Origin of the sequence: Ruegeria sp. HKCCA6707 (assembly GCF_013033515.1) — a bacterium.
In the GTDB taxonomy this organism is placed as follows: domain Bacteria; phylum Pseudomonadota; class Alphaproteobacteria; order Rhodobacterales; family Rhodobacteraceae; genus Ruegeria.
Genome location: NZ_WQEG01000001.1, coordinates 123,679 through 149,664, shown reverse-complemented (window position 1 = coordinate 149,664; position 25,986 = coordinate 123,679). Strand labels below are relative to the sequence as shown.

General features: G+C 57.7%; 29 protein-coding genes. 21 read left to right on the top strand and 8 right to left on the bottom strand.

Going from position 1 to position 25,986, the window contains the following annotated elements; genetic code table 11:
- From GOW40_RS00745 to GOW40_RS00685, 14 genes are all read left to right on the top strand, one after another.
- Positions 1–720: an isoprenyl transferase gene (locus GOW40_RS00745; protein WP_171129387.1), complete on the top strand. Its 720-nt coding sequence runs from the start codon at positions 1–3 to the stop codon at positions 718–720.
- Complete coding sequence (locus tag GOW40_RS00740) at positions 717–1,499, top strand: phosphatidate cytidylyltransferase (protein WP_171098880.1); 783 nt, start codon at positions 717–719, stop codon at positions 1,497–1,499. Before GOW40_RS00745 ends, GOW40_RS00740 begins: the two co-directional genes overlap by 4 nt.
- Complete coding sequence (dxr, locus tag GOW40_RS00735; protein ID WP_171129389.1) at positions 1,499–2,671, top strand: 1-deoxy-D-xylulose-5-phosphate reductoisomerase; 1,173 nt, start codon at positions 1,499–1,501, stop codon at positions 2,669–2,671. Before GOW40_RS00740 ends, dxr begins: the two co-directional genes overlap by 1 nt.
- 5 nt (positions 2,672–2,676) lie before the next feature.
- Positions 2,677–4,029: an RIP metalloprotease RseP gene (gene rseP / locus GOW40_RS00730; RefSeq protein ID WP_171129391.1), complete on the top strand. Its 1,353-nt coding sequence runs from the start codon at positions 2,677–2,679 to the stop codon at positions 4,027–4,029.
- A gap of 88 nt (positions 4,030–4,117) precedes the next feature.
- The gene (locus GOW40_RS22300; RefSeq protein WP_256367814.1) at positions 4,118–4,246 is read left to right on the top strand and encodes a hypothetical protein; all 129 of its coding nucleotides are present in this window, start codon (positions 4,118–4,120) and stop codon (positions 4,244–4,246) included.
- Positions 4,247–4,365: 119 nt separating this feature from the next.
- Positions 4,366–6,726, top strand: coding sequence for an outer membrane protein assembly factor BamA (bamA, locus tag GOW40_RS00725; protein WP_171129393.1), 2,361 nt, complete (start codon positions 4,366–4,368; stop codon positions 6,724–6,726).
- A 103-nt stretch (positions 6,727–6,829) separates the two neighbouring features.
- Positions 6,830–7,312: an OmpH family outer membrane protein gene (locus GOW40_RS00720; RefSeq protein ID WP_371731813.1), complete on the top strand. Its 483-nt coding sequence runs from the start codon at positions 6,830–6,832 to the stop codon at positions 7,310–7,312.
- 74 nt (positions 7,313–7,386) lie between these two features.
- On the top strand, positions 7,387–7,860 hold the full coding sequence (gene fabZ / locus GOW40_RS00715; RefSeq protein WP_171098890.1) for a 3-hydroxyacyl-ACP dehydratase FabZ: 474 nt from the start codon (positions 7,387–7,389) through the stop codon (positions 7,858–7,860).
- The gene (lpxA, locus tag GOW40_RS00710; RefSeq protein WP_171129397.1) at positions 7,857–8,642 is read left to right on the top strand and encodes an acyl-ACP--UDP-N-acetylglucosamine O-acyltransferase; all 786 of its coding nucleotides are present in this window, start codon (positions 7,857–7,859) and stop codon (positions 8,640–8,642) included. Before fabZ ends, lpxA begins: the two co-directional genes overlap by 4 nt.
- A 3-nt stretch (positions 8,643–8,645) precedes the next feature.
- Positions 8,646–9,440 carry an LpxI family protein gene (locus GOW40_RS00705; RefSeq protein WP_171129399.1) on the top strand — a complete coding sequence of 265 codons (795 nt, stop codon included), beginning with the start codon at positions 8,646–8,648 and terminating at the stop codon, positions 9,438–9,440.
- A complete protein-coding gene (gene lpxB / locus GOW40_RS00700; protein ID WP_171129401.1) occupies positions 9,440–10,606 on the top strand; it encodes a lipid-A-disaccharide synthase in 1,167 nt (388 codons plus the stop codon). The genes GOW40_RS00705 and lpxB overlap by 1 nt, the downstream gene beginning before the upstream one ends.
- Entirely contained in the window at positions 10,599–11,174 is a 576-nt protein-coding gene (locus GOW40_RS00695) for a cadmium resistance transporter (RefSeq protein ID WP_171129403.1), read from the top strand. Before lpxB ends, GOW40_RS00695 begins: the two co-directional genes overlap by 8 nt.
- 84 nt (positions 11,175–11,258) lie before the next feature.
- Positions 11,259–11,807 (top strand): carboxymuconolactone decarboxylase family protein, encoded by a 549-nt coding sequence (locus tag GOW40_RS00690; RefSeq protein ID WP_171129405.1) that lies wholly within the window; start codon positions 11,259–11,261, stop codon positions 11,805–11,807.
- A 61-nt stretch (positions 11,808–11,868) separates the two neighbouring features.
- A complete protein-coding gene (locus GOW40_RS00685) occupies positions 11,869–12,333 on the top strand; it encodes a hypothetical protein (protein ID WP_171129407.1) in 465 nt (154 codons plus the stop codon).
- A 74-nt stretch (positions 12,334–12,407) separates the two neighbouring features.
- Here the strand turns inward: GOW40_RS00685 and mnmA are convergent, their stop codons facing one another.
- Positions 12,408–13,553, bottom strand: a complete 1,146-nt coding sequence (gene mnmA, locus GOW40_RS00680; protein WP_171230826.1) for a tRNA 2-thiouridine(34) synthase MnmA — start codon at positions 13,551–13,553, stop codon at positions 12,408–12,410.
- Between the two features lie 130 nt (positions 13,554–13,683).
- Between mnmA and GOW40_RS00675 the strand changes: the two genes are divergently transcribed.
- From GOW40_RS00675 to GOW40_RS22295, 5 genes are all read left to right on the top strand, one after another.
- Positions 13,684–13,962, top strand: coding sequence for a DUF1153 domain-containing protein (locus tag GOW40_RS00675; RefSeq protein ID WP_171129411.1), 279 nt, complete (start codon positions 13,684–13,686; stop codon positions 13,960–13,962).
- 98 nt (positions 13,963–14,060) lie between these two features.
- Positions 14,061–14,777: a response regulator transcription factor CtrA gene (gene ctrA / locus GOW40_RS00670; RefSeq protein ID WP_171129413.1), complete on the top strand. Its 717-nt coding sequence runs from the start codon at positions 14,061–14,063 to the stop codon at positions 14,775–14,777.
- A gap of 122 nt (positions 14,778–14,899) precedes the next feature.
- Positions 14,900–17,152 (top strand): NAD-dependent DNA ligase LigA, encoded by a 2,253-nt coding sequence (gene ligA / locus GOW40_RS00665; RefSeq protein ID WP_171129415.1) that lies wholly within the window; start codon positions 14,900–14,902, stop codon positions 17,150–17,152.
- A complete protein-coding gene (gene recG / locus GOW40_RS00660; RefSeq protein WP_171129417.1) occupies positions 17,149–19,239 on the top strand; it encodes an ATP-dependent DNA helicase RecG in 2,091 nt (696 codons plus the stop codon). The genes ligA and recG overlap by 4 nt, the downstream gene beginning before the upstream one ends.
- A 111-nt stretch (positions 19,240–19,350) precedes the next feature.
- A complete protein-coding gene (locus tag GOW40_RS22295; RefSeq protein ID WP_256367812.1) occupies positions 19,351–19,473 on the top strand; it encodes a hypothetical protein in 123 nt (40 codons plus the stop codon).
- Positions 19,474–19,658: 185 nt separating this feature from the next.
- Here GOW40_RS22295 and GOW40_RS00655 read toward each other — a convergent pair whose 3' ends face one another.
- Both GOW40_RS00655 and GOW40_RS00650 read right to left on the bottom strand, forming a co-directional pair.
- On the bottom strand, positions 19,659–20,297 hold the full coding sequence (locus GOW40_RS00655; protein WP_171098912.1) for a MarC family protein: 639 nt from the start codon (positions 20,295–20,297) through the stop codon (positions 19,659–19,661).
- Between the two features lie 57 nt (positions 20,298–20,354).
- Complete coding sequence (locus tag GOW40_RS00650; RefSeq protein ID WP_171129419.1) at positions 20,355–20,807, bottom strand: iron-sulfur cluster assembly scaffold protein; 453 nt, start codon at positions 20,805–20,807, stop codon at positions 20,355–20,357.
- A 48-nt stretch (positions 20,808–20,855) separates the two neighbouring features.
- Here GOW40_RS00650 and hisI point away from each other — a divergent pair, with 48 nt between their 5' ends.
- Complete coding sequence (gene hisI / locus GOW40_RS00645; RefSeq protein WP_171098916.1) at positions 20,856–21,245, top strand: phosphoribosyl-AMP cyclohydrolase; 390 nt, start codon at positions 20,856–20,858, stop codon at positions 21,243–21,245.
- A 52-nt stretch (positions 21,246–21,297) separates the two neighbouring features.
- On the opposite strand, the gene gluQRS is transcribed toward hisI, so the two are convergent.
- The 4 genes from gluQRS to GOW40_RS00625 form a co-directional block, all read right to left on the bottom strand.
- Positions 21,298–22,143 (bottom strand): tRNA glutamyl-Q(34) synthetase GluQRS, encoded by an 846-nt coding sequence (gene gluQRS / locus GOW40_RS00640; protein WP_171129421.1) that lies wholly within the window; start codon positions 22,141–22,143, stop codon positions 21,298–21,300.
- Positions 22,140–22,754, bottom strand: a complete 615-nt coding sequence (locus tag GOW40_RS00635) for a class I SAM-dependent methyltransferase (protein ID WP_171129423.1) — start codon at positions 22,752–22,754, stop codon at positions 22,140–22,142. The genes gluQRS and GOW40_RS00635 overlap by 4 nt, the downstream gene beginning before the upstream one ends.
- Before the next feature lie 37 nt (positions 22,755–22,791).
- Positions 22,792–24,132, bottom strand: a complete 1,341-nt coding sequence (gene trmFO / locus GOW40_RS00630) for a methylenetetrahydrofolate--tRNA-(uracil(54)-C(5))-methyltransferase (FADH(2)-oxidizing) TrmFO (RefSeq protein ID WP_171129425.1) — start codon at positions 24,130–24,132, stop codon at positions 22,792–22,794.
- Between the two features lie 252 nt (positions 24,133–24,384).
- A complete protein-coding gene (locus GOW40_RS00625; RefSeq protein WP_171230825.1) occupies positions 24,385–25,170 on the bottom strand; it encodes an enoyl-CoA hydratase in 786 nt (261 codons plus the stop codon).
- A gap of 57 nt (positions 25,171–25,227) precedes the next feature.
- On the opposite strand from GOW40_RS00625, the gene GOW40_RS00620 reads away from it, so the two are divergent.
- A complete protein-coding gene (locus GOW40_RS00620) occupies positions 25,228–25,671 on the top strand; it encodes a PaaI family thioesterase (protein ID WP_171129430.1) in 444 nt (147 codons plus the stop codon).
- 60 nt (positions 25,672–25,731) lie between these two features.
- On the opposite strand, the gene GOW40_RS00615 is transcribed toward GOW40_RS00620, so the two are convergent.
- Positions 25,732–25,959 (bottom strand): DUF1127 domain-containing protein, encoded by a 228-nt coding sequence (locus tag GOW40_RS00615; protein WP_171098928.1) that lies wholly within the window; start codon positions 25,957–25,959, stop codon positions 25,732–25,734.
- Between the last annotated feature and the right edge of the window lie 27 nt (positions 25,960–25,986).

Below are 25,986 nucleotides of genomic sequence, written 5' to 3'. Positions count from 1 at the left end.
ATGCCAAAAGATCCCCATACCGGGCCGCGTCACGTGGCCATCATCATGGACGGCAATGGCCGCTGGGCGCAGGCACGTGGTCGCCCACGGCTCTATGGCCATCACGCGGGTGCCAAGCGCGTGCGCGAGGTGGTTGAAGCCTGCCCGGAACTGGGTGTGAAATTCCTGACTATCTTTGCGTTTTCAACCGAAAACTGGAAACGGACGCAGGTTGAGGTTGCCGGCCTCATGAGCCTGTTTCGGCGCTATATCGTCAAGGAAACCCGCACGCTGAAGGAAAACGGGATCCGGGTGCGGTTCATCGGGGATCGGGTGCGGTTGGACAAAAAGTTGACAAGCTTGATGGACAAGCTTGAACAAGAAACCAAAGACAATGATCTGGTGCACCTGACAGTCGCTCTGAATTACGGCGGTCGGGATGAGGTCGCGCGGGCAACCAAACGTCTGGCCCGAGATGTGGCCGCAGGAAAGCTGCAGCCCGAAGACGTAGATGAGGAAACTCTGCCAAAATATTTGGATACAAGGGTTTTACCGGATCCCGACTTGGTGATCCGCACCAGTGGTGAGGCCCGAATTTCAAATTTTCTGCTCTGGCAGTCAGCCTATTCGGAATATGAGTTCATCGATACCTTGTGGCCTGATTTTACAGCCGCTGAGTTCGGTCGCGTTTGCCGAAACTACGGCGCACGCGAGCGGCGTTTCGGAGCGGTGCCCGCATGAGCGATGGCCGATGGGCTGACCTTACCGCCCGAGTTCTGTCTGCTGCGGTCTTGGTCGCCATTGGCGCGGTTGAAGTTTGGCTGGGCGGCCTATGGTTTGAAATCTTCGTTGGCATCGCCTGTGGCTTGATGACCTGGGAATTGGTGCGCATGATCGCGCCCGAGCGCGCTGGCGTCGCGATCCAGCTTGCGATCTTGACCGGGGCTGCGGTCATTGCCAGCTATCATCTACCCGCCATTTACCGTCTGCCGATCCTTGTTGCACCCGCGATTGTCGGCGCGGGGCAGGTTGGACGTGCAAAGCTGACCTATGTCGCCTTTGCCGTCTGGATCGCAGCGGCGGGTCTGGGCTTTATCTCGATCCGCGAAAACATGGGGTTTGGCTGGATGGTCTGGCTGATCCTGATCGTCGTCGCCACGGATGTCGCGGGCTATTTCGTGGGCAAGGCGATTGGTGGGCCAAAGTTCTGGCCACGCATCAGCCCCAAGAAAACATGGTCGGGAACCGCAGGAGGATGGGCCGCCGCGGCGGTGGTTGGAATAGTTTTTGCAGCCTATTTTGGCTTGGGCTTTTTCTTCGTCGTCATCTCGGTTCTGGCGTCGATGGCCAGCCAGATCGGTGATATTGTTGAAAGCGCCACAAAGCGGAAATTTGGCGTCAAGGACAGCTCGAACCTCATTCCCGGCCATGGCGGTTTTCTGGACCGGTTTGACGGAATGATGGGGGCTGCGTTATTTGTTCTGATCGCAGCTCAGTTCTTTGTTCCTGTGGGGATGTAATGCGCAAGCTATCCATTTTGGGCGCTACAGGATCGATTGGTCAGAGCACGATTGATCTGATATCCAGACAGACAGACGCCTATGATTTGGTGGCGCTGACCGGTGGCAACAACATTGAACAATTGGCAAATGATGCCAAACACTTACAGGCTGATATTGCGGTAACGGCTTACGACGGACAGCTTGATGCATTGAGGGCTGCGCTGAAAGGATCGGGTGTCGAGGCCGCAGCGGGTCAGAATGCCATTGCCGAAGCGGCTTCCCGTCCGGTGGACTGGGTGATGTCCGCCATCGTCGGGGCCGCAGGGCTCGCCCCAGGGATCAAAGCGCTGGAGCAAGGCGCGACGCTGGCGCTGGCGAACAAGGAAACACTGGTTTGCGCCGGACCTTTGGTGCTGCAGACCGCGCAGCAACACAATGCCCGGCTTCTGCCGGTCGACAGTGAGCATTCAGCTGTGTTCCAGGCTCTCGTGGGCGAGGATATGGACGCGGTCGAGCGGATCATCATCACCGCCAGCGGCGGTGCGTTTCGGGACTGGCCTTTGGAAGCTCTGGCCAGTGCCACGGTCGAACAGGCCTCGAGCCACCCGAACTGGGATATGGGGCAGCGCATTACGATCGACAGCGCGTCTATGTTCAACAAGGCGCTGGAGGTCATTGAGACCAAAGAATTCTTTCAGGTTCATCCGGACCAGATCGAAGTGCTTGTTCACCCCGAGTCCACTGTGCACGCACTTGTCGGTTTCAACGACGGAGCATTGATGGCCCATCTTGGCGCGCCAGATATGCGCCATGCTATCGGATATGCGTTGCACTGGCCGGATCGTCGCGATTTGCCTGTCGAGCGACTGGATTTGGCAGCGCTTGGTCAATTGCGGTTTTCAACGCCCGATCTGAACCGATATCCAGCGCTGCGCATTGCCCGGGACGTGATGGAGCGTGGTGGCTTGTCCGGCGCGATATTCAACGCCGCCAAAGAGCGCGCTCTGGATCATTTCATCGCCCGACGGATCGGTTTTTTGGACATGGCAGACTTGGTCTCGGTCGTTCTTGACCAATTTGACACTACAAATGACCTTATTGATGCCGCTTTGACCCTTGATAACGTCCAGCAAGCGGACCATCTCGCACGGAAGTGGGTGGATGAAGCCGTGCGACAACGAGCAGGATAAGACACTTGGATATTTTTTCTCTGATCCCGCAATTCGGTGGGCTTCTCTACACAATCGCAGCCTTCGTGATTGCATTGTCCGTTATCGTCGCGGTCCACGAATATGGCCACTATATCGTTGGGCGCTGGTCTGGCATTCATGCCGAAGTGTTCTCGATCGGATTTGGCCCGGTCCTGTGGAGCCGTGTCGACAAGCGCGGCACCAAGTGGCAGATCGCCCTGCTTCCTTTCGGCGGCTACGTCAAGTTTCTGGGCGACGCCAATGCGGCCTCGGGCAAAGACGAAGACACGATGACCGAAATAGCCGAGCAAAGCCCCGAAGCCCTGCGTCGTACGATGCACGGTGCGCCGCTTTGGGCGCGCGCAGCGACGGTGGCTGCGGGACCTGTGTTCAATTTCGTCATGTCGATCTTGGTTTTCGGCGCGATTTTCTGGTCCGAAGGCGTCACCCGCGAGCCGCTGACAATTGCCTCTTTGAAACCTTTGCCGGGGACCGTACAGGGCTTGCAGGATGGAGACGAGATCATCGCTATCGAAGGGATCGCAACTCCCGATATCGATGATGGCAACACATGGTCGGAATTCCGGGACGCGCTGCCCGTCGAACCCGTATTGGATTATACGGTGATCCGAGACGGCGAGACCCTGGACGTCGCTGGCCCGTGGTTGTTCCCACCGCTGATACAACAGGTGACGCCACGCAGTGCGGCCATGGATATCGATTTGAAAGCGGGCGATGTAATCACCTCGGTTGACGGAGACCCAATCTTTGCCTTCGACCAGTTGAAAGAACATGTTGAAAGCTCGGACGGGCGCGCCTTGCTTTTGAATGTGTGGCGCGATGGTGCAGACCTTGAATTTGCTTTGGCGCCGCGTCGGACGGACGAGCCCTTGGCCGATGGAGGTTTTGCAACGCATTGGCGTATCGGAATCGTCGGCGGCATGATGCTGGAACCTGCGACCGTTCCCGCCGGTGTTGGCGAATCCCTCTCGGTCGGTGTCAGCCAGACGATGCGGATCATCGAAGGATCATTGTCGGGTATGTGGCACATGATCACCGGAGCGATCAGCACCTGCAATATCTCGGGGCCTATCGGGATTGCCGAGACCTCGGGTGCGGTGGCCAGCCAGGGCGCCCAGAGCTTCATCTTTTTCATAGCTGTCTTGTCTGCGGCGATCGGCCTTTTGAACCTGTTCCCGATACCCGCTTTGGATGGCGGCCATCTGGTGTTCTATGCCTATGAGGCGGTTTCGGGCAAACCACCCAGCGACAAGGCGCTTCGGATCCTGATGGGCATCGGCATCACCATGATCCTGTCTTTGATGCTGTTTTCGATCAGCAACGACCTGTTCTGCTGATTTGGTAAAACCCGGCACAATCTGGACGCATTCTTGCCGCATTTAAACGCTATGATCTGTCCTTACACAGAGCATGGAAACCGGACAGATGACCAAGGCATTGCAGAAATCATATCAGAGTTTCAGCTTTCTGTTCCTGATGAACTGGAACATGCTGATGAGTTTTGCGATCACCGCACTTGCCCTTGCGGCAGGCGCTTATCTGGTGACTATGTGATTCCTCGTCTCTGAAAGCCTAAAACCAATACGCTTTTTATGCAGTTTGGTCTTTTGACAAGACTGCATATTCCCGCTACTCAACTTGCAAAGACTTAGATTCTGGGTTGAGAAAAAAACATGGCGGACAGCAGAGGTACGGGCACATCCTGCGGCTCGGTACAGGCACCAATCAATATATTGTGGCGCGCACTAGTATTCATTTTTGCCTTTACTGTCGTCGGGTTAACGGCAGCACCACAGGTCGCGCAGGCGCAGACTTACACCATCAACAGCTTCGAAGTTGAAGGCAATCGGCGGATCGAAACGTCGACGATCATCGAACGAACAGGTATCGAACCGGGCCAAACGGTAACCGCAGGTCAGTTGAATGATGCTTTCCAGCGTTTGCTTGACAGTGGCGTTTTTGAAACAGTTGAACTGACACCGCGCGGCACGACTCTTGTGATCGAGGTGCAGGAATACCCGACAATCAACCAAATCAGCATCGAAGGGAATCGCCGGGTAAAGGATGAGGTGCTGCTTGACGTCATTTCGTCTGAGACGCGGCGGGTGTTTACGCCCCAAGTGGCCGAAGCGGATGCCGATCTGATCGCCGAGGTTTACTCGGCCCAGGGACGCGTTTCGGCGACCGTCATCCCGCGTATCATTCGTCGCAATGACAATCGGGTCGATCTGGTTTTCGAAGTGGCCGAAGGCACTACGATCGAGGTTGAACGCGTAAGTTTCGTAGGGAACCGCGCGTTCTCGGACCGACGTTTGCGCCGTGTTCTAGAAACCAAGCAAGCAACGTTTTTGCGGACCTTCATCCGAAGCGATACCTTCATCGGCGACCGGATCGAGTTCGATAAGCAGGTAATTCGGGATTTCTATCTTTCGCGCGGCTACGTCGACTTTCGGGTTAACAGCACGAATGTCGAGTTCACCCGCGAACGGGATGCGTTTTTCCTGGTCATGAACATCACCGAAGGTCAGAAGTTCTCATTTGGTAACATCACAACGGTCAGTGAAATTCCGGGTGTCGATCCAGCGATCTATCAGGAAGCCTTGAAGATCAAACCTGGCGTTACCTACACGCCCTCGCTGGTCGAACAGTCGATCGCGAGACAAGAACGCTTGGGCTTGAAGGAAGGTGTCGATTTTCTTCGGGTCGAGCCTCGCGTCACACGAAATGATCGTGATCTATCATTGGATATTCAGTTTGTTCTGACAAAAGGGCCTCGCATCTTTGTCGAAAGGATCGACATCGAAGGAAATACGACAACACTCGACCGTGTTATCCGACGCCAGTTCGACACTGTCGAAGGAGACCCCTTTAACCCGCGCGAAATCCGTCAGGCCGCTGAACGTATTCGGGCACTTGGCTTCTTTTCCGAGGCCGATGTCGAAACACGAGAAGGGTCGAGCCCAAGCCAGGTGATCGTCGATGTGGATGTCGCCGAACAACCGACCGGTTCGCTGAGCCTCGGTGGTAGTTTCTCGGTTTCCGACGGGTTCGGCATCGCGGTTGGTTTGAACGAATCGAACTTTTTGGGACGTGGTCAGAATTTGGGCCTGACAATCTCGACGGCTCAGGAGTCAGAACAGTACACCTTGAACTTTACCGAGCCCTATCTATTGGGTCGCCAATTGCGGTTCGACCTGGGTCTGGGTTTCGCTGCCACGGATTCAAGCTTTGCGTCGTACAATACTGAGCGGTTGTTCTTCCAACCGCAGTTGACCTATTCGATTGGTGAACTCTCGGCACTGCGTCTTCGCTATGGTTGGGAAGACAGTGAAATGACCCAGCAAAGCGGCCAGACAAGCGGTGCGGTTATTTCGTCTGAAATCGCCCAAGGCAGCCGGACTTCAAGTTCGGTTGGTCTGTCTTATATCTACGACAGCCGGCTTGGTGGTTTGAACCCCAATGCAGGCGTGCTGTTGGAAGCAAACCTGGACTACGCTGGGCTGGGTGGTGACAACAAATATATCCAAACCACAGCGCGCGCGATCGCGCAGCAGCGTGTCTTGAATGAAGAAGTAGTTCTGAGAGCTACACTTGAGCTTGGCGCGCTTAACTGGAGAGGTTCCGATTTTAGTCGAACACTGGATCGCTTCTTGCTTGGAAGCGGGACCTTCCGTGGGTTCGAACCGTCGGGTATTGGTCCGCGCGACCTTTCGAACGGTGAAGACGACGCTATCGGTGGCAACTATTACTGGGTCGCCCGGTTTGAGACCGATTTTCCACTGGGGCTGCCCGAGGAACTTGGTTTGAGGGGCGGTGTTTTCTATGACGTCGGCAACCTCTACAACATCAACAACGTTGACACGACGGGTGCCAATATCGTTGGTGCAGATGGTTCGATCCGTCACGTATTGGGCGTGTCGGTCCTGTGGACAACACCCTTTGGCCCGCTGCGTTTCAACTTCTCAAAAGCTCTTAAGAAAGAAAGCTTTGACAAAGAGCAAAGCTTTGACCTGACCATTCAGGCAAATTTCTGAGCCAATGAAACCGTCATTTGTCAAAAGGATTACGCGGGGCCCGATCTGGGCCCTGTGTGTTTTTGTCTGCATCGGTGCATCGGCGGCGGCACAGCAATTGGGCGTGCCGCAATCGGGTGTTCTTACAATTTCAAGCGAGCGGTTGTTTTCTGAATCGCAATTTGGCCAACGTATCTTCCGAGAAATCGAAGAGGAAAGTGCCGAACTTGCGGAAGAAAATGAGAAGATCGTCGCTGAATTGAGCCAAGAAGAGCAAGACCTGACCGAACAGCGCGCGACTCTGCCGCCAGAGGAGTTCACGCCGCTTGCAGATGCGTTCGACCTTAAAGTTCAATCGCATCGTGAAAGCCAACGTGCAAAGCTGGACGATTTGGCACGCCGCAGCGAAGTCGCGCGAGCTGCGTTTTTTGAGTTGGCGCAACCTCATTTGATCGACCTTCTGCGCGAATCCGGTGCCTCGATGATCATCGAAAGGTCCAGTGTCTTTCTGAGCGCCGATCGTACGGACATTACCGATTTTGCAATTTCTCGCATAGATGCAGCTATTGGGGATGGACAAGGTCTCGATGACCTCTCTGGCGACTAGCGTGGCTTGCCCTGACGTGACGGTATTGCTAACCACACGTTCAAGATAACACCAAAAAACGGGACACCAGAACCATGAGCACGGAAACCAAGAGTGCCGACATTCAGCTGATCCAGCGCATTCTGCCGCATCGCTATCCGTTTCTTTTGGTCGACAAGGTGGTCGAAATTGACGGGTATCAATCGGCTATTGGCGTCAAGAACGTCACGATGAACGAGCCTCATTTCCAGGGCCATTTCCCGGGCACGCCGATCATGCCAGGCGTTACCATTGTCGAAGCGATGGCACAGACTGCAGGGGTCATGCTGGGCGTCGGTATGGATGTGATCGATAGCGAGCTGCTGATCTATTTCATGAATATCGACAAGTGCAAATTCCGCCGCAAAGTGGTGCCCGGTGACGTCTTGAAGATGCATGTCGAAACCGTGCGCGGCAAAAAGGGTGGTAAAATCTTCAAGTTCAGCGGCCGTGCGACCGTTGATGACGAAGTGGCCGCCGAGGCCGAGTTTTCGGCCTATGTTGATTGGGACATGGAAAAAACAGCATGAGCGGTATCCATCCCAGCGCCATCATCGAAGAGGGTGCAAAACTCGGGCAGGATTGTACGGTTGGACCGTTCTGTTACGTCGGACCCAATGTCCGTCTCGGAGACCGGGTCGAGCTGAAATCACATGTCGTGGTGACCGGTGAGACTTCGGTTGGGGACGACACCGTCATCTTCAACTTTTCGGTCATCGGTGAAATTCCGCAGGATCTGAAATTCGGCGGCGAGAATACGCGTCTTGAGATCGGCCAACGGAACCGCATTCGTGAACATGTCACAATCAATACCGGCACAGAAGGTGGTGGCGGTGTCACCCGCATCGGGGACGATTGCCTGTTGATGGCTGGCGTCCATGTGGCGCATGACGTTCAGATGGGTAATCGCGTGATCATGGTCAACCATTCGGGCGCAGCCGGGCATTGCATCATAGAAGATGATGTCATTGTGGGTGGCATCTCGGGCTTGCATCAATGGGTGCGAGTCGGGCAGGGGGCGATTATTGGCGCGCTTACCATGGTGGCCAAGGATGTCATTCCCTACGGTCTGGTCCAGGCACCGCGTGGTGAGTTGGACGGGCTGAACCTTGTGGGGCTCAAGCGTCGCGGTGTGGCGCGTGAAGATATCGCAGCCTTGCGGGCAGCGTTCCGCGAGTTGTCCGAAGGTGACGGCCCCTTCATGGACCGTGCGCATCGCCTGGGGGAAGACGTCCAAAGCGACTATGTCCGCCGGATCGTGGATTTTGTCACCAGCGATACCGACCGGTCCTTCCTGACGCCAAGGAAATAACCGATGCTGGCTTTGATTGCGGGGACAGGCGCATTGCCGGACGAATTGGTCGCCCGGTTGCCCCAGCGCCCTTTGATCTGCGCCTTGGAAGGGTTCGTGCCCGATAGGCTGACCCCTGACATGGTCTTCCCGCTGGAACAGCTGGGCACGTTTCTGACCGAGTTGCAGACACGCGGCGTAACCGAGATCTGCATGGTTGGCGCTGTGAAACGCCCGAAGGTAGACCCGGCCCGTATCGACGCGGCGACAATGCCTTTGGTTCCGCAATTGCAGCAAGCGATGATCGCCGGCGACGATGCGGCTTTGCGCGCCGTGATATCAATCTTCGAGGGTGCAGGGCTGAGCGTGCGCGCCGCGCATGACCTCGTCCCGGATCTGTTGCCTCCGCTGGGCTGTTTGACCGAGGCGCAACCTGCTGAAGGGGATCTGGCAGATGCAGACCGTGCCGTGGGCGTGGTACGCAGCATGGGGGCTGCGGATATCGGGCAGGCCTGTGTCGTTCTGAAGGGGCAAGTGCTCGCGGTCGAGGGCATCTTTGGCACCGCCTGGATGCTACAATCGCTGACCCAGCGCCCGGATGCGGGCGGCGGGATTCTGTTCAAAGGCCCAAAACCCGACCAGGATCGGCGGGTGGACCTGCCCACCATCGGCCCCGACACCGTGGCCGAGGCCGTTGCGGCAGGGCTGACAGGGATCGTCATCGAAAAGGGCGGTGTGATCCTGTTGCAGCGCGACACGGTGATTGCCGAATGCAACCGGCTTGGCCTCTTCCTGACCGTGCGCGAGCGGGCTGTCTGATGCGCGTCTTTCTGGTGGCCGGAGAACCGTCTGGCGACCGGCTGGGTGGCGCGTTGATGGCGGGGTTGAAAACCCTTGTCCCTGACGTCGAATTTCACGGTGTTGGCGGCCCGTTGATGCAAGCAGAAGGGCTGACCAGCCAGTTTCCGATGTCTGAACTCAGCGTCATGGGGCTGGTGGAAGTTCTGCCGAAGTTTTTTCACCTCAAACGACGGATCGCCGAGACGGCCGAGGCGGTGCTTGCGGTGCAACCTGATGTGTTGATCACCATCGACAGCCCCGATTTTTCGCTGCGCGTGGCCAAGATCGTCAAAGCCTCTAGCGCGATACGAACCGTGCACTACGTGGCCCCCAGCGTCTGGGCCTGGCGACCAGGACGAGCGGACAAGATGGCCAAGGTGATCGACCACGTGCTTGCTCTGCTGCCCTTCGAGCCGCCCTATATGGAGCGGGCCGGGATGGAGTGCGACTTTGTCGGTCATCCCGTGGCCAGTGAACCGATTGCAACGCAAGCCGAAATCGCAGGCTTTCGCGAAACCCATGATCTGGGCGATGCGCCTTTCCTGCTGGCCTTGCCGGGCTCGCGCCGAGGTGAGATCGAGCGGCTGGCCGACAGCTTTGGCGGCGCGCTGGAGCTGTTTATCGCAAAGCACCCCGCGTTTCGTGTTGTCGTGCCCACGGTTGGGGCAACGACCGATCTGATCAATTCGATTGTTCCCAACTGGCCGGGTAAGCCGGTTGTTTTGGACCCGCGCGACAGCGACGCCGCGCAGGCCAGCGCCCAGAAACGCGCGGCCTTTGCTGCGGCGGACCTTGCGCTTGCCGCGTCGGGTACCGTCTCGCTGGAGCTGGCAGCGCAGAACACGCCGATGGTCATTGCCTATAAGCTCAACTGGCTGACCCAGAAAATGGCCGAGCGCATGGTCAAGCTGGACACCGTGACGCTGGTCAATCTGGTAACCGATACGCGCGCTGTACCAGAGTGTCTGCTGGATGACTGCACGCCCGAAAACATCGCCGCAGCCTTGAATGCGGTATGCGAAAACCCGGTCGCACAGCAGGAGGCAATGGCGTTGACCATGGAAAGGCTGGGCCGTGGAGGTGAGGCGCCGGGCCTGCGCGCAGCGCGCGCCGTTCTGGATCGGCTGCCCAAGGCACATGCTTGAACTTACACTCTTTGCCCTGTCTGCCGGCATTGCGCTGGTGACCACCAACTTGGACAACCTCGCGGTTCTGCTGGGCCTCTTTCTGGTCGTCGACAGACGCCGCGCAATAACAGGGTTTGCTTTGGCTCAAACCATAATGCTGAGCCTGTCGATGATCGTGGCCGTCGGACTGAACAACAACGGCATTCCCTTCTGGATCGGCTATCTGGGCCTTGTCCCGCTTGTGCTGGGCCTGCGTGGCATCTGGCATCAGGCCAGCAGCGCCGAGGTCGAAGAGATGGGGACCAAAAGCGCGGTCACCTCGATTGTCACACTGTTCCTCAGCCTGTCGATTGACAGCTTTGCCGTGATGACACCGCTTCTGGCCGACTCAACCCCCGGCTTTCGCTGGGCGGCCCTGATTGGCGCCAGCATTGCGGCCGCTGGGCTGGTTCTTCTGGCCAGTTGGGGCGCGCCGCATGCCCAGAACCTAGCGCCGCGTTTTGCCCGGATGGATCGCATCGCGCCCTATGTCATGGTTTGCGTGGGGCTCTATATCCTGATCAATTCGCCGACGGATGGGCTTTGACCCCCTGGTCCGGCCCTTGTGAACATGCAGTCGCTAGGGCAGGGTCGAAAAGCTGCGCTCAGACGCCCGCCAAGGAGAGACCTCATGACCCGCATTCCCGCCCTGCGCGATGACGAGATGACCCAGACGGCGCGCGAAGCCCATCAGACGCTGGAGGCTTATGGGCCGTTCGACAATTGGTCCCGTGTGGCGGCCCATTGCCCGCCGGTGCTGGACCACGTGGCCGGTATGCTGTCCGAGCTGCGCGCACAGGCCAATTTGCCCCGACGCGCATTGGAGTTGGCTATGGTCACGGTGTCCAAGCTGAACGCTTGTGACTATTGCATCTCGCATCACGCAGCCTGGGCCACCGTCGAGGGGCTGAGCGCCGAAGGGGTCGCGAAACTGCCCGAGGTAGACGACCACCCGGAACTGGACGAGTGCGACAAGGCGGTTGTGCTTTATGCTAAGGCGGTCACATTGCGCTCAGGCCAGATGCGCGACGCCGAGGTCTCAGACCTGCGGCAGTGGTTCACCGACGCACAAATCGTCGAACTCACTTGGCGCATCGCCCTAACCGGCGCTTTTAACCGCTTCAATGATGCTTTGCAGATTGAACTTGAGGCTGCGGTTGAGGCCGTTTCTGGTGGATAGGCTAAATGTCGATAGCCTAGCCAAATTGACGTTAATCTCAGATTTTTAAGCAGCTTCTTCTATGATCACTTCAGAATTCAAACTGTTCGCGGACTTTTTTCAGTTTCTTGTCCAAGATGAATGGTCGGCGGGCGTAGACGGTGATCTATGGACCGAAGACGCAATGAGAGCGAGATTAGCGCGTGGAGTAGATGCTTTTGCTGTACGAACAGCTCGAAATATGCACGTTCCAGTCGAAGTTCTCGTTAGCAACAAACCGTCTGAGTTGGAATCTTCATCGTGGGATCATGTTGTTGAGTTTTCCATTGACGTGCCTTCGGGCCGGTTGGTTGTCGCTGGAAGCACCGACTATCTACCGGAGGCGGAGCGGCTGGTCTTAGACAAAGGACACTACCAAGCCCGCGTGCTCTATTCAAACCTAGACAGTGTTTATTCGGATGGTTTGGAAGGTAATGATCGTTATCGCGTTGAGCTTTGGAAAGGAGATGCCAAACCGCTGAAAGTTCTCAAAGAGTTTGTGGCTTAGTTCGCTAAGAACAATGCTGAAACAAGATCGCCATTGGATCTTGGCGTCCAGCTTGTCGCAAACCCATCGCAACCCTAATACCCCCGCCAGATCCAGCCACCGCCATAGAGGCGGCTGCTCTCTGAGGCGTAGAACACACAGGCCTGACCGGGCGAGATGCCTTCTTCGGGGGTCAGCAGTTCCACCTCGGCAGTGGAGTCGGACAGGGGGCGGATAATCGCTTCGCTTGGGGGGCGGGTGGAGCGGACTTTGACCGACAGGTGCCATTCCTTGCGCGCGGTAAAGGGCTCATCGCCCAGCCAGTTGATCTCACGCACTGGCACGATGCGCGTGGCCAGCATCTCTTTGGGGCCGACGACGACCTGTTTCTTGTCCACGTCCAGCTTGACCACATAAAGCGGCTCGCTCAGCCCGCCGATGCCAAGGCCGCGGCGCTGACCGATGGTGTAATGGATCACGCCCTCATGTTGCGCCAGAACACGTCCATCGGCATGGACGATCTCACCCGGTTCCGCCGCACCAGGGCGCAGTTTTTCGATCACGCTGGCATAATTGCCGTTGGGCACAAAACAGATGTCCTGACTGTCGGGCTTGTCGGCCACGGCCAGCCCGTATTGTGCGGCCATCTCTCGCGTTGCGTCTTTCGAGGGCAGGTGGCCCAGCGGAAAGCGCAGAAACTCAAGCTGCTCGGGCGTGGTCGAGAACAGGAAATAGGATTGATCGCGGTTTGCATCCTCGGCGCTGTGCAATTCCGGGCCGTTTGCACCCATCTTGCGCTGAATGTAATGACCCGTCGCCATGCAGTCAGCCTCAAGATCCTTGGCGGTTTCCAGCAGATCCTTGAACTTCACCCGCTCATTACACCGAATGCAGGGCACAGGGGTTGCCCCCGCCAGATAGCTGTCGGCAAATTCGTCAATCACGGCGTCCTTGAAGATGTTCTCATAGTCCAGAACATAGTGGGGAAAGCCGCGCTCTTCGGCCACGCGCCGCGCGTCATGGATATCGATCCCGGCACAGCAGGCGCCTTTCTTGGCCAAAGCGGCACCATGATCATAAAGCTGCAGGGTTACGCCCACCACGTCATATCCCTGTTCGGCCAGATGCGCGGCAACCACGGAGCTGTCCACACCACCAGACATGGCCACCACCACCCGCGTTTCCGAGGGCGGTTTGGCAAAGCCAAGCGAGTTCAGCGGGGTCTCGGTATCGAGGGCCATTAGGGTATCCGTTCCGGGTTAAAGAAGACCGGCAGAATATAGGAAAATTCTACACACTCTCAAGGGGCGGTTTCACTCGGCTTTAAGTAGACTGGTGCCAGCTTTGTCGCAGCAAAAAAAGGTCAATGAGATGTATTTGCACAAAGTGGAAGGTCCACGATCCGTCACCTTGCCCGATGGCAGCATTCTGACACGCGCCGATCTGCCGCCCACAGATACACGCCGCTGGGTCGCGCCACGCAAGATTCTGGTCGTCCGTGGCGTGGTTTACGGGCTGATCACCCAGTCCGAGGCGCAAAAGCGTTATGCCATCAGTGAGGAAGAGTTCAACAACTGGGTGTCACTGGTTGCCGAACACGGTGAGGCCGGTCTGAAAGTCACTGCGCTAAAAAAATATCGACAACTTTAAGATGAATGTGAATAAATGGATAAACGGTAACTTCAGATTAACCATTTTTCTACAGGCTCGATTCAGTTGAAGAATTTGACCTAAATTGGAGCAGTTAAATGCGCATACTTCTTGTCGAGGATGATCCGACAACGTCCAAAAGCATCGAGTTGATGCTGACCCATGCCAACCTGAACGTGTATGCGACAGATCTTGGCGAAGAAGGGATCGACCTGGCGAAACTGTATGACTACGATCTGATCCTGCTTGATTTGAATTTGCCGGATATGAACGGGCACGAGGTTTTGCGCCAGTTGCGCATCTCGCGCGTCGAAACGCCAATCCTGATCCTGTCGGGTGCGGACGACACTGAAAGCAAGATCAAAGGCTTTGGATTTGGCGCCGATGACTACCTGACCAAACCGTTCCATCGCGAAGAGCTTGTGGCCCGCATCCACGCCATCATCCGCCGGTCAAAAGGTCATTCTCAATCAATCATTCACACCGGCCAGGTGGCCGTGAACCTGGATGCAAAAACGGTTGAGGTCGAAGGCAAAACGGTTCACCTGACCGGTAAAGAATACCAGATGCTGGAACTGCTCAGCCTGCGCAAGGGCACGACCCTGACGAAAGAGATGTTCCTCAATCACCTGTATGGCGGCATGGATGAGCCGGAATTGAAAATCATCGACGTGTTCATCTGCAAATTGCGCAAGAAACTCAGCAATGCCACCGGCGGTGACAACTATATCGAAACGGTATGGGGGCGTGGCTATGTGTTGCGTGACCCGCAAAGCAACGGTCTGGATGAAACCCGCATGGCCGTCGGCGCCTGATACGACAGATTTGTCGTTATAGGTCCGGGACGACATACTCACTCACGGCTCAGCACAGCACTGGACCTGGCCATGGCCTCGCCCTATCACTGGGGACAAAGAAGATGTGATAGAGCGAGGCCATGAGCGAAACCGTTGCGGTAGAAAACCTGACCGAAGCGCAGGCAAAGGACGAACTGGCGCGCTTGGCTTCGGTGTTGCAGCGCGCAAACCGAAAGTATCACGGCGAAGACGCGCCCGAGATCTCTGACGCAGAGTATGACGCGCTGAAACAGCGCAATGCCCAGATCGAAGCACAATTTCCCGACCTGAAACGCTCCGACAGCCCCTCGGACCGAGTGGGTGCCAAACCCTCGGACGGGTTTGCCAAGGTCACCCATGCGATCCGGATGATGTCGTTGGGTAATGCGTTTGACGATGAAGAGGTGGGCGACTTTGATCGCTCGATCCGCAAGTATCTGGGATTGTCGGCAAACGCTCCGCTGGCTTATACAGCGGAACCGAAGATCGACGGGCTGTCTCTGTCTTTGCGCTATGAGAACGGCAATCTGGTTCAGGCCGCCACGCGCGGTGATGGCGAAACCGGCGAGAATGTGACCGAGAATGCGCGGACGGTATCCGATATTCCGCATCACATCAAAGACGCGCCGGAAATCCTTGAAGTTCGTGGCGAAGTCTACATGTCACACGTCGATTTTGACGCGCTGAATGCGCGGCAGGCCGAGACGGGCGGCAAGAGCTTTGCCAATCCGCGCAATGCGGCTGCCGGATCTCTGCGGCAGCTGGATTCCCAAATCACCCGTGAACGACCGCTTCGATTTTTTGCTTATGCCTGGGGTGCGTTGTCCGAGCCGCTGGCGGAAACACAGCACGAAGCAATCCAGCGCCTGAAAGGCTTTGGATTTCAGGTGAATGCTCTGACGCAACTGTGCCAAACCACGCAGGAAATGCTGGATCACTACCGCGCGATTGAGGCGCAGCGCGCGACGCTTGGCTATGACATCGATGGGGTCGTCTATAAGGTCGACGACCTGGTCTTGCAGGCGCGTTTGGGTTTTCGTTCAACCACGCCGCGTTGGGCGATTGCCCATAAGTTCCCGGCCGAGCTGGCCTGGACGCGCCTTGAAGCCATCGACATACAAGTGGGACGCACCGGCGCGTTGAGCCCGGTGGCGCGATTACACCCCGTGACCGTGGGCGGTGTGGTCGTGTCAAACGCAACCCTGCACAATGAAGATTATATCGCGGGCAAGGACGCCAAAGGCGGCACCATTCGCGGCGGCAAGGACATTCGCGTCGGTGATTGGGTGCAGGTCTATCGCGCCGGCGACGTGATACCGAAAGTCGCGGATGTGGACCTGTCAAAACGCCCCTCCGATGCTGCTCCTTACGTGTTTCCAACGCAGTGCCCGGAATGTCAAAGTGAAGCGATCCGGGAAGAAGGCGACGCCGTGCGCCGCTGTACCGGCGGGTTGATCTGCCCGGCGCAGGCTGTTGAAAAACTGAAACATTTTGTGTCGCGCAAGGCGTTCGATATCGAAGGGCTGGGCGCAAAACAGATCGAGATGTTTCATGGCGACGCAACGCTGCCGATCAACACGCCTGCGGATATCTTCACGCTGGAAGAACGCGACAAAACCAGCCTTGCCAGACTCAAAAACCGCGAAGGTTGGGGAGAAACCTCGGCCAGCAATCTGTTCGCCGCAATCACTGAAAAACGCCAAATCGCCTTTGCGCGGCTGCTTTTTGCCCTGGGCATTCGCCATGTGGGAGAGGTGGGCGCGCGCGATCTGGCGCTGTATTACCGCGATTGGGACGCCATGGCCCAAGCGCTGGATACAGCGCGCCCAGCCGCCCTTGCGCAGCGGCAGGCGGACGAAGCCGAAGAGGCCGAGCGCTTTGCTGCTGCCTCAGAAGGCCGCCGCGCCCGCGTGAAAGAGGTGCGCGATGCGGCCATTGCGGCGGCAGATGTGCCGGATGAGGCCAGGCGGGCCTGGGCGGATCTGATCGGTATCGATGGGATCGGTGCGACGTTGGGCCTGTCGCTGTCGGACGCGTTCGCCAATGCAGATGAACGTCAGGCCTTTGACGCTTTGCGCAGCCATCTGACGATCATCCCCCCGGACGCGCCGGCCTCGGACAGCCCGGTGGCAGGAAAAACCGTGGTCTTTACCGGCACGTTGGAAAAGATGACCCGGGCCGAGGCTAAGGCCCGCGCCGAAGCGCTTGGGGCGAAGGTCTCGGGCTCGGTCAGCCAAAAGACCGACCTTCTGGTGGCCGGACCGGGCGCGGGTTCCAAGGCCAAGAAGGCGGCAGATTTGGGGATCGAAACGCTGGATGAGGACGGTTGGCTGCAACTGATCGGCGATGCATGAGCGGCCGTCCTGAGCAATTATTCCCGCTTTTTGCGAACCTTGAAACGCTGGACGGCGTGGGGCCTAAGACCGCTCAGAACATGGCGCAGCTTGGTATAGAAACGCCGCGTGATGTGTTGTTTTCATTGCCTTATGCAGTGATCGACAGACGCAGGCGCGACACGATCCAAGGTGCGGATTTGCCCAGCACCCTGACGGTTGAAGTGACAATCGGAGCCCATCGACCACCGCGCAATCGCGGCGGTGCGTATCGCATCCATGTCGAAGACAGTCAGGCCAATTTTCAACTGGTCTTCTTCCATGCGCGTGGTGATTATCTGAGGAAAATCCTGCCGGAAGGATCCCGGAGGGTGGTGTCGGGCAAGCTGGAGCTGTTCGACGGGATGGCGCAAATGGTGCATCCGGATCATATGGTTGCACCGGAAGAAGCCGGAGAGCTACCTGAGTTCGAGCCGGTCTACCACCTGACTCAAGGCGTAACACAGAAAACGGCCTATAAGGCAGCCCAATCGGCATTGGCCCGCATGCCCGAAACGCAGGAATGGGCCGATCCCGAACAGGTCAAACAGAAAGACTGGCCCGGTTGGGCAGAGGCCATGCGGGTGGCCCATCACCCCAAGGGCGCGGATGACGTCTCGCCTTTTGCACCCGCGCGAGAACGTTTGGCCTATGACGAGTTGCTGGCGCATCAGCTCACCTTGGCGCTGGCGCGTCAGCGGGAACGTAAATCGCGTGGTGTGGTCAGCGTGGGCACTGGCCGGTTGCAGTCGCGGGTCTTGGGCAATTTGCCTTATCGACCCACCGGGGCGCAGGCCCGGGCCATCGAAGAAATTGCCGCCGACATGGCGTCCGAGGCGCGCATGAACCGCTTGTTGCAGGGGGATGTCGGCGCGGGCAAAACCCTTGTGGCCTTCATGGCGTTGCTGGTCGCGGTCGAGGCAGGCGGGCAGGGTGTGATGATGGCGCCAACGGAAATTCTGGCGCGCCAGCATTTGGAAGGCCTGCGCCCGCTGGCCGAGGACGCGGGCGTAGTGCTTGAGATCCTGACCGGTCGCGACAAAGGCGGCGAGCGCAAGGCCAAACTTGCTGCTTTGGCGCGCGGTGACATTCAGATTTTGGTCGGTACCCATGCGGTGTTCCAAAGCGATGTCGCGTTCCATGATTTGCGGCTGGCCATTGTGGACGAGCAGCATCGGTTTGGCGTGCGCCAAAGGATGGAGCTGTCGGAAAAGGGGCAGGGCGCCGATGTACTGGTTATGACGGCCACGCCGATCCCGCGCAGCCTGGCTTTGGCGCAGTATGGAGATATGGACGTCTCGGTGCTGGACGAAAAGCCACCGGGTCGCAAACCGATCAAAACCGCGATCATCAGCACGCAGCGGATGGATGAGGTTGTGGCGCATCTGAGGGGTGCCATCGAAGCGGGCAAGCAATGTTACTGGGTGTGTCCGCTGGTGGACGAATCCGAGGTCTCGGACCTGACCGCTGCCGAGGAACGGTTCAAACGGTTACGCGCAATTCTGGGTGACGGGGTTGTGGGGTTGGTCCACGGGCAGATGCCGCCGGCCGAGAAAGACGCAGCCATGGCTGCTTTTCAGGACGGGCAGACAAAGGTTCTTGTGGCCACCACAGTGATCGAAGTTGGTGTGAACGTGCCAAACGCCACGATCATGGTGATCGAGCGGGCCGAGATCTTTGGTCTGGCGCAATTGCATCAGTTGCGTGGACGGGTGGGGCGGGGCGAGGATGCGTCGACCTGTTTGCTGATGTATCAGCCGCCGCTCAGCGAAGGGGGGCGCAAACGACTTGAGGTGTTGCGCGAAACCGAAGACGGGTTTCGCATTGCCGAGACCGACCTTCAGATGCGCGGCGCGGGTGATTTGATCGGAACGGCGCAATCGGGCCTGCCCAAGTTCCGCATCGCCGATCTGGAACGTCAGGCGGGGTTGATGGCCATTGCCCAATCGGATGCCCGTGCTTTGTTGTCTTGTGACCCCAAACTCACCTCGGATCGAGGGCAGGCGGCGCGTGTTCTTTTGTGGCTGATGAAACAGGATCAGGCGATCCGTTTGATATCAGTGGGTTAGCCGGTAAACCCCATAAAGTTCGCAAATGTTCTCAAAAAGTTCTTTACCCGCCCCTCGAAATATGAGAACAAAAGGTCAACAAAACCTTAAGACACGACGAGAGGTGACCCGATGCTGACCCAGATCAAATCCGCATTCAGCCGTTCTCAGGCAACGTTTATTCAAGACGCTGCGGGTGCTGTGTCATTGGTCGTGATCCTGATGGTTGCCCTGCATATGCCCACAGGGTTCTAGAGTTTTCTGCCTGCGATCTCGTGCCGGTCTACCGCGCTTGTCATCCCCATCTCAGTCAAGGGTGACCTGCCTGTCCCAATTCCCTTGAAGGGGCCAGCCTCGGCCCCGCGCGGAGTTCCGGGTCCCACACGAGAGACGCAATACCTGCCGCCGCCCTTTCCGCCCGGAAGGTGCGGCGGTTTTTTTTACAGCTGACCGGTTTTGAAAATCTCCAGCAGCGCCGACAGGACCGAGTTCACCGCAACCGAAGCCAGAATCATCCCCATCACCCGGCTGATGATCGCGGCGCCGGAATAGCCGATGAACCGGATAATCGGCTCGGCCAAAAGCATCAGAACAAAAGCAATCAGCACGACAACCAGCATGACAAGCGCGGTTATGCCCTGATCCACCACGCTGTAACGGTTGTTGTCGGTCAGCACGACGATGGCCAGCATAGCCCCGGGTGAAGCCAGCGAGGGCACAGCCAATGGGAAAATGGCTGGGTTGGGTTTCTGCGGCGCTTGATCCAACTCTTCTTCGGCTTCGCGTTGTTCCCGGTGCTGTTTGCTTTCGCCAAAAATCATGGTCAGCGCAAAGAGAAAAAGAATGATGCCACCGGCCACTTGAAAGGAATTCAGGCCGATATCCAGGGCTTCGATGACCAGTTGGCCGCACAGCAGAAAGAACAGCAAAATCCCGGCGCTGACCAAGGCCGCCAACAAAGCCACGCGCCTGCGCGCCGCAGCCTCGATCCCCGCCGTCACGGCGATAAACACCGGGATGGTCCCAATGGGGTCGATGACAACCCAGAGCGTGACGAATTGTTCAAGAAGATACTTCAAGTCTTTCTCCGCTATGCGAGACAGACCCTAGACCGATCTCATTTCAAAAACCACGGCTTACGCGCAATGCGCCTGTTCAGCCTGTTCCATCGCCTCGGCGGCGGCTTCCAATGTCAGCATGATCGACGCGTGGCGATTCTTGTAATCGCGTGCGGGCATCAGAACATCCAAGCCGTCAAAGGGTGCATCCGGGGCGGGGCCGTCGCTCTTGAGCATGGCCTTCAACTGATCCCGCGCGGTTTCGACCTGTGACCGGGTCGCCCCAAGAATGGCGCTGCCAACGACCGAAGCCGCAGCCTGGCCCAATGCGCAGGCTTTAACGTCCTGACCGAACTCGGCCACCCGCCCGTCCTGAACCGAGACATCCACGGTCACTGTGGACCCGCACAAAGGCGCGCGTTTCTTGACGGTCGCGTCGGGGGCTTCAAGCCGGTCAAGATGGGGAATATCGGCTGCCAGGGCCAGAATACGACCGGAATACAGCTTGATAAGATCGGTTTCGCCGGACATGGCTTTCCCTCGTTGTCTGTTCCTCATACATAGTGACCCAACCCTGGGATGCAAAAGGTTTTTCTCATGTCAGACTCGATCACGTTTGATCCAAACACTCTTAAGTTCAACGCTGACGGGTTGATTCCTGCGATTGCGCAGGATGAAGAAACCGGAGAGGTTTTGATGATGGCCTGGATGAATGCGCAGGCAGTGTCGCGGACGCTGGAGACCGGGCGCGTGACCTATTGGTCGCGGTCGCGGCAGGCGTTTTGGATCAAGGGCGAATCCTCGGGCCATGTGCAGGAACTGGTGGATTTTCGTGTGGATTGCGACCGGGATTGCCTGTTGGTCGTGGTGCGTCAGACCGGTCCGGCCTGCCACACCAATCGCCGGTCGTGCTTTTACACTGCAGTGCGCGACGGGCAGGAGGTTGAGCTGATGGCTCCGATGCACTGAAGGACGCGTGCGCCGTGCCTTCGGCGAGCCTATCTTTGAAATGATGGCCGGGTCAGAGACCCACCATCTTGCGAATATCCAGAGGGCTAGCGCCTTCGGCCCTGTATTTCATCAGCGCCCGCGCGTCGTCTCGTTTGGCCAGGCGCTTACCTGCGTCGTCCCGGATCAATCGGTGGTGGTGATAGATCGGGATAGGCAGGCCCAGTAGGGTTTGCAGCAATACGTGGATCTGCGTGGCCTCAAACAAGTCCTCCCCGCGTACCACATGGGTGATCATCTGCGCGGCGTCGTCGACCACTACAGACAGGTGGTAAGAGCTGCCCATGTTGCGGCGCACCAGAATGATGTCGCCGACAGATGAGATCAGCGCATCAGGGTCCAGCTTATGCGCACCGTGATAGGTCTCGCCCGTTTCCGTGAAACCCGTAATATCCGCCCGTTGGATGGCTTTGGCCACATCCAGCCGCAACACGTCATCTGGTTGCGCAGACGACATTGCACGGTAACGACAGGTGCCTGGATAGATGCGCCCATCGGGGCCAAATTGCGGAACGCCTTCCTGCGGCGCACCCGCTGCGGCCTCGATATCTGCGCGTTTGCAGCTGCAGGGGTAGACCACCCCCATCTGGATCAACTGATCCAATGCCGCGCGATACTGCGGCAACCGGTCAGACTGGCGCATCACTGGCGCAGGCCAGCGCAGGCCAAGCCAGCTCAGGTCGTCATATATCTGATCCTCCCACTGCGCCCGCGCGCGGGACCGGTCAATATCCTCGATCCGCAGCAGAAACTGGCCACCCTGTGCTGTGGCCACGTCGGAGGCCAGCAACGCCGAATAGGCATGGCCCAGATGCAGCGGACCGGTGGGGGATGGCGCAAATCGGGTGGTGAAGGTCACGCTTTTTCAAGAAGGATGACGTCGGAATTCAGGTTCTGACGGGGCAGGTGCGGCCCGCTTTCGCGAAACAAAATGCGCGCCGCACCGGTGTCGACCCAATCTGTCAGCCGCGAGGTAAAGGCCGGATCATCCAGCGTATGATCGTTGAAGGAAAAGGCCAGAATGCCGGATTTGGGCAGGGCTTTCATCAACAGATCAAAGGTTTCTGGCGGCGCGGCTCCCGTTCCAATCACCCCTATGGCGGCGATGACGGAATAGGCGCCGTTTTGCAGCGGTGCCGGGTCGTCGATGTCAAACCCTTTTAGTTTGCGATAAACCCCCTTGGCCTGCGCGCCCTCTAACATCTTTGGTGTCGGGTCCATGCCATCGAGCACGCGGAACCCTGCCTCGTGCAGCGCCAAACCCGACAGGCCCGTGCCACAGCCATAGTCTAGAATCGGGGTCTGTGGCTCTGGCAAATGCGCCCATAACGCAGCCGCAACACGGCGCGGCGTCGCATAGCCGTTTTCGGCCACCTCATCGTCATAAGAGGCCGCCCAGTCCTGATAAAGATCTTGCGTTTCCTGAGCGGAATTCAGGTTATAGGCGTCGTCGAGGAACTTCTTGCTCATGCCCACATGTTAGGCGCAGCCTGCCTGCCACGTCCAGTCAACATTGGCTCAACCAGTTGGTCCATTCCTGTTTTGCGCGGTCGGTATAGGCCTTATACCGATCCTTTCGCCCGCGCCGCCCGCCTTTGAGGCCATCAACCGGGCGGAACAGACCGAAATTGACGTTCATCGGCTGAAAGGTCTTGGCATCTGCGCCGCCAGTGATGTGGTGGATCAAGGCGCCCATGGCGCTGTCTTGGGGCACATCAGGCAGGGTGTTCCCCAGAATTTCAGCCGCCGCCAACCGACCGGCCAGCAGCCCCATGGCAGCACTTTCGACATAGCCTTCGACACCGGTGATCTGACCTGCGAACCGGATGTTGGGCTTGGATTTCAGACGCATCTGCGCATCGAGGAGTGTTGGCGAGTTCAGAAACGTGTTGCGATGGATACCGCCCAGGCGGGCAAAACTTGCATTCTCCAGCCCAGGGATCGTTCTGAATACATCTGTTTGCGCGCCGTATTTCATCTTGGTCTGAAAGCCCACGATGTTGAACAGTGTGCCCAAGGCGTTGTCACGGCGCAGTTGGACCACGGCGTAAGGTTTGACATCCGGCTGATGTGGATTGGTCAGCCCCACCGGCTTCATTGGACCATGGCGCAAGGTTTCGCGACCACGTTCGGCCATCACTTCGATGGGCAGGCACCCGTCGAAATACCCTGCAGTTTCGCCTTCGTGGAACTCGGTCTTGTCAGCTGCAAGCAGCGCATCGATGAACGCCTCATACTGATCACGACCCATCGGGCAGTTCAGATAGGCGGTGCGTTCTTCCTCGGTCTCACCCTTATCATAGCGCGACTGCATCCAGGCCTGGCTCATGTCGATGCTTTCGGCATAGACGATCGGAGCGATCGCATCGAAGAAGGCCAGCGCCTCAGCCCCGGTTTCCGCCTGAATGGCCGCGCCCAGATCTGGCGAGGTCAGGGGGCCGGTTGCAAAAATCCAATGCCCATCATGGGGCAGGGTGGTGACTTCTTCCCCGGTCACGGTCACTTTGGGATGTGCGTGCAGCTTAGCGGTGACGGATTCCGCAAAAGGATCACGATCCACAGCCAGCGCGCCACCAGCAGGCAGGCGATGCGCGTCGGCAGTGGTCATGATCAACCCGTTGGCTGCGCGCATTTCCCAATGCAGCAGACCAACAGCGTTCTGCTCATCATCGTCGGAGCGAAAGGAGTTCGAGCATACCATCTCGGCCAGATTGCCGGTTTGGTGCGCAAAGGTGCCAACTTTGGGCCGCATTTCGTGGATGACAACATCCACACCCATTTCTGCCGCTTGCCAGGCCGCCTCAGATCCGGCCATGCCGCCGCCAACGATATGCAATTTCTGTGTCATGCGCTGCCACATAGGGCACGACGCAAACATGCGCAACGCGTCTCTTTCAGGTGTTGGAAAACTTGGGAGATTTTGGGGTCGCCGCTGCGGGAATGTCTGCGCCGGTGAGAGAAACCAGCTGGAGGGACCTTCCGCCCACGGCGACCCAAAAGCATAATTGAGCCTTAGCCCTGACTAACCTGTGCCACAGTGTTGCCCTTTTGGGAAGGGAAAAATTGCGAACAGTCGTTAAAATTATCCTAGACCATTGCCTTATTGCCGCCAATTGGGTGGTCGCTTCTCAATAAAGGCAGAAATTCCTTCTTCGGTGTCGCGATGCATCATATTCTGCGCCATTACCTCGGCGGTATGGGCATAGGCCTGATCCACAGGCATATGAATTTGCTCATAAAATGCCCGCTTTCCGATCTTCACAGCCGCGCCAAGCTTGCCTTCCAGTTGTTTGGCCAGTGCTTCGGTTTCGTGCTCAAGTAGCAATTCTGGCACAACGCGGTTGATCAAACCCAGCTCAGCTGCGCGTTCTGCAGATATGAATTCACCGGTCGTCAACATCTCAAATGCTTGTTTTCTAGTGATATTTCGACTGAGCGCCACCATCGGTGTCGAGCAAAAGAGACCGATGTTCACCCCATTGACGCCAAACCGCGTGCCTTCGGCGGCCACAGCCAGATCACAGGTGGCCACCAATTGACATCCTGCGGCCGTCGCAATGCCATGAACGCGCGCAATTACCGGCTGGGGCAGAGACTGGATCGACAGCATCATGCGAGCGCAGCGGTCAAACAGATCCTGAAAATAGGCTTTACCGCCATCTTCGGCCTGACGACCTTGTGTCATTTGCTTCAAATCATGCCCGGCACAAAAGGCTTTGCCCGCACCGGACAAGATGACCACCCGAATCGATTCGTCATTCTGTAGCGCATCAAATTGGTCTTGGAGTGCCGCCAGCATCTCATCACTGAGTGCATTCAAACGCTCGGGCGCATTCAAGGTCAGGTGGGCAACGGCCCCCGTGTCGCTACGTTCCAGAATTGCCATCTTGCCCTCCCCATGACAGTTGGCCAACTCTAGGGCGGCAGGGCACGGAGGGGAAGTATGTCATTGGCGCTGAACAAAGAAGAATTGATGGAATATCTGGCGCAGGTCTTTCCGCAGGTGCATCAGGATTTTGTGGTCGAGGCGCTGAGCGAGGATCAGATTACCATGCGGCTTGTCGTGGAAGAGCGGCATCTGCGTCCGGGCGGCACCGTGTCGGGCCCGTCGATGTTTGGGTTGGCGGATGTCTGCGTCTATGCGATGGTTCTGGCGCGCAAAGGGCGGCAATCTTTGGCGGTGACTACCAACAGCTCTCTTGATTTTTTGCGCAAACCGGACGGCGCAAAGGACATGATTGCCCACTGCAAGTTGCTGAAACTTGGGCGCAGCCTTGCCGTTGGGGACGTGCTGATATTTTCCGAAGGATCGGACAAGCCCGTGGCCCGCGCCAGCATGACCTATTCCATCCCGCCCGAAGGCTCGGCCGCAGCGGCATTTGGATGAAAAAGGGCCGGGGGCAAGCCCCGGCCAGGAAGAGGTCCCGAAAACGGGACTGGGGATGGGTCAGTTCAGCCAGAAATACCGGCGAGATTGTTCATAGGCCTGGCGCGGCGTCAGGCCGACATCGCGCAGCAACCGATCATCCAGCTTGCCCAGATTGACGCGGCTGCGGCGGCGCTGCTCCCATTTCGTGACCGTCGCTGCAAACTGCACGGCCAGAGCTGCGATCAGCGGCAGCCGGGGGCTGTCGGTCAGCAACATGAGGGCGGGTGTGTGCGTTGCGCGTGTCATGGGAGGTATCCTTTCCAAATTGTATTG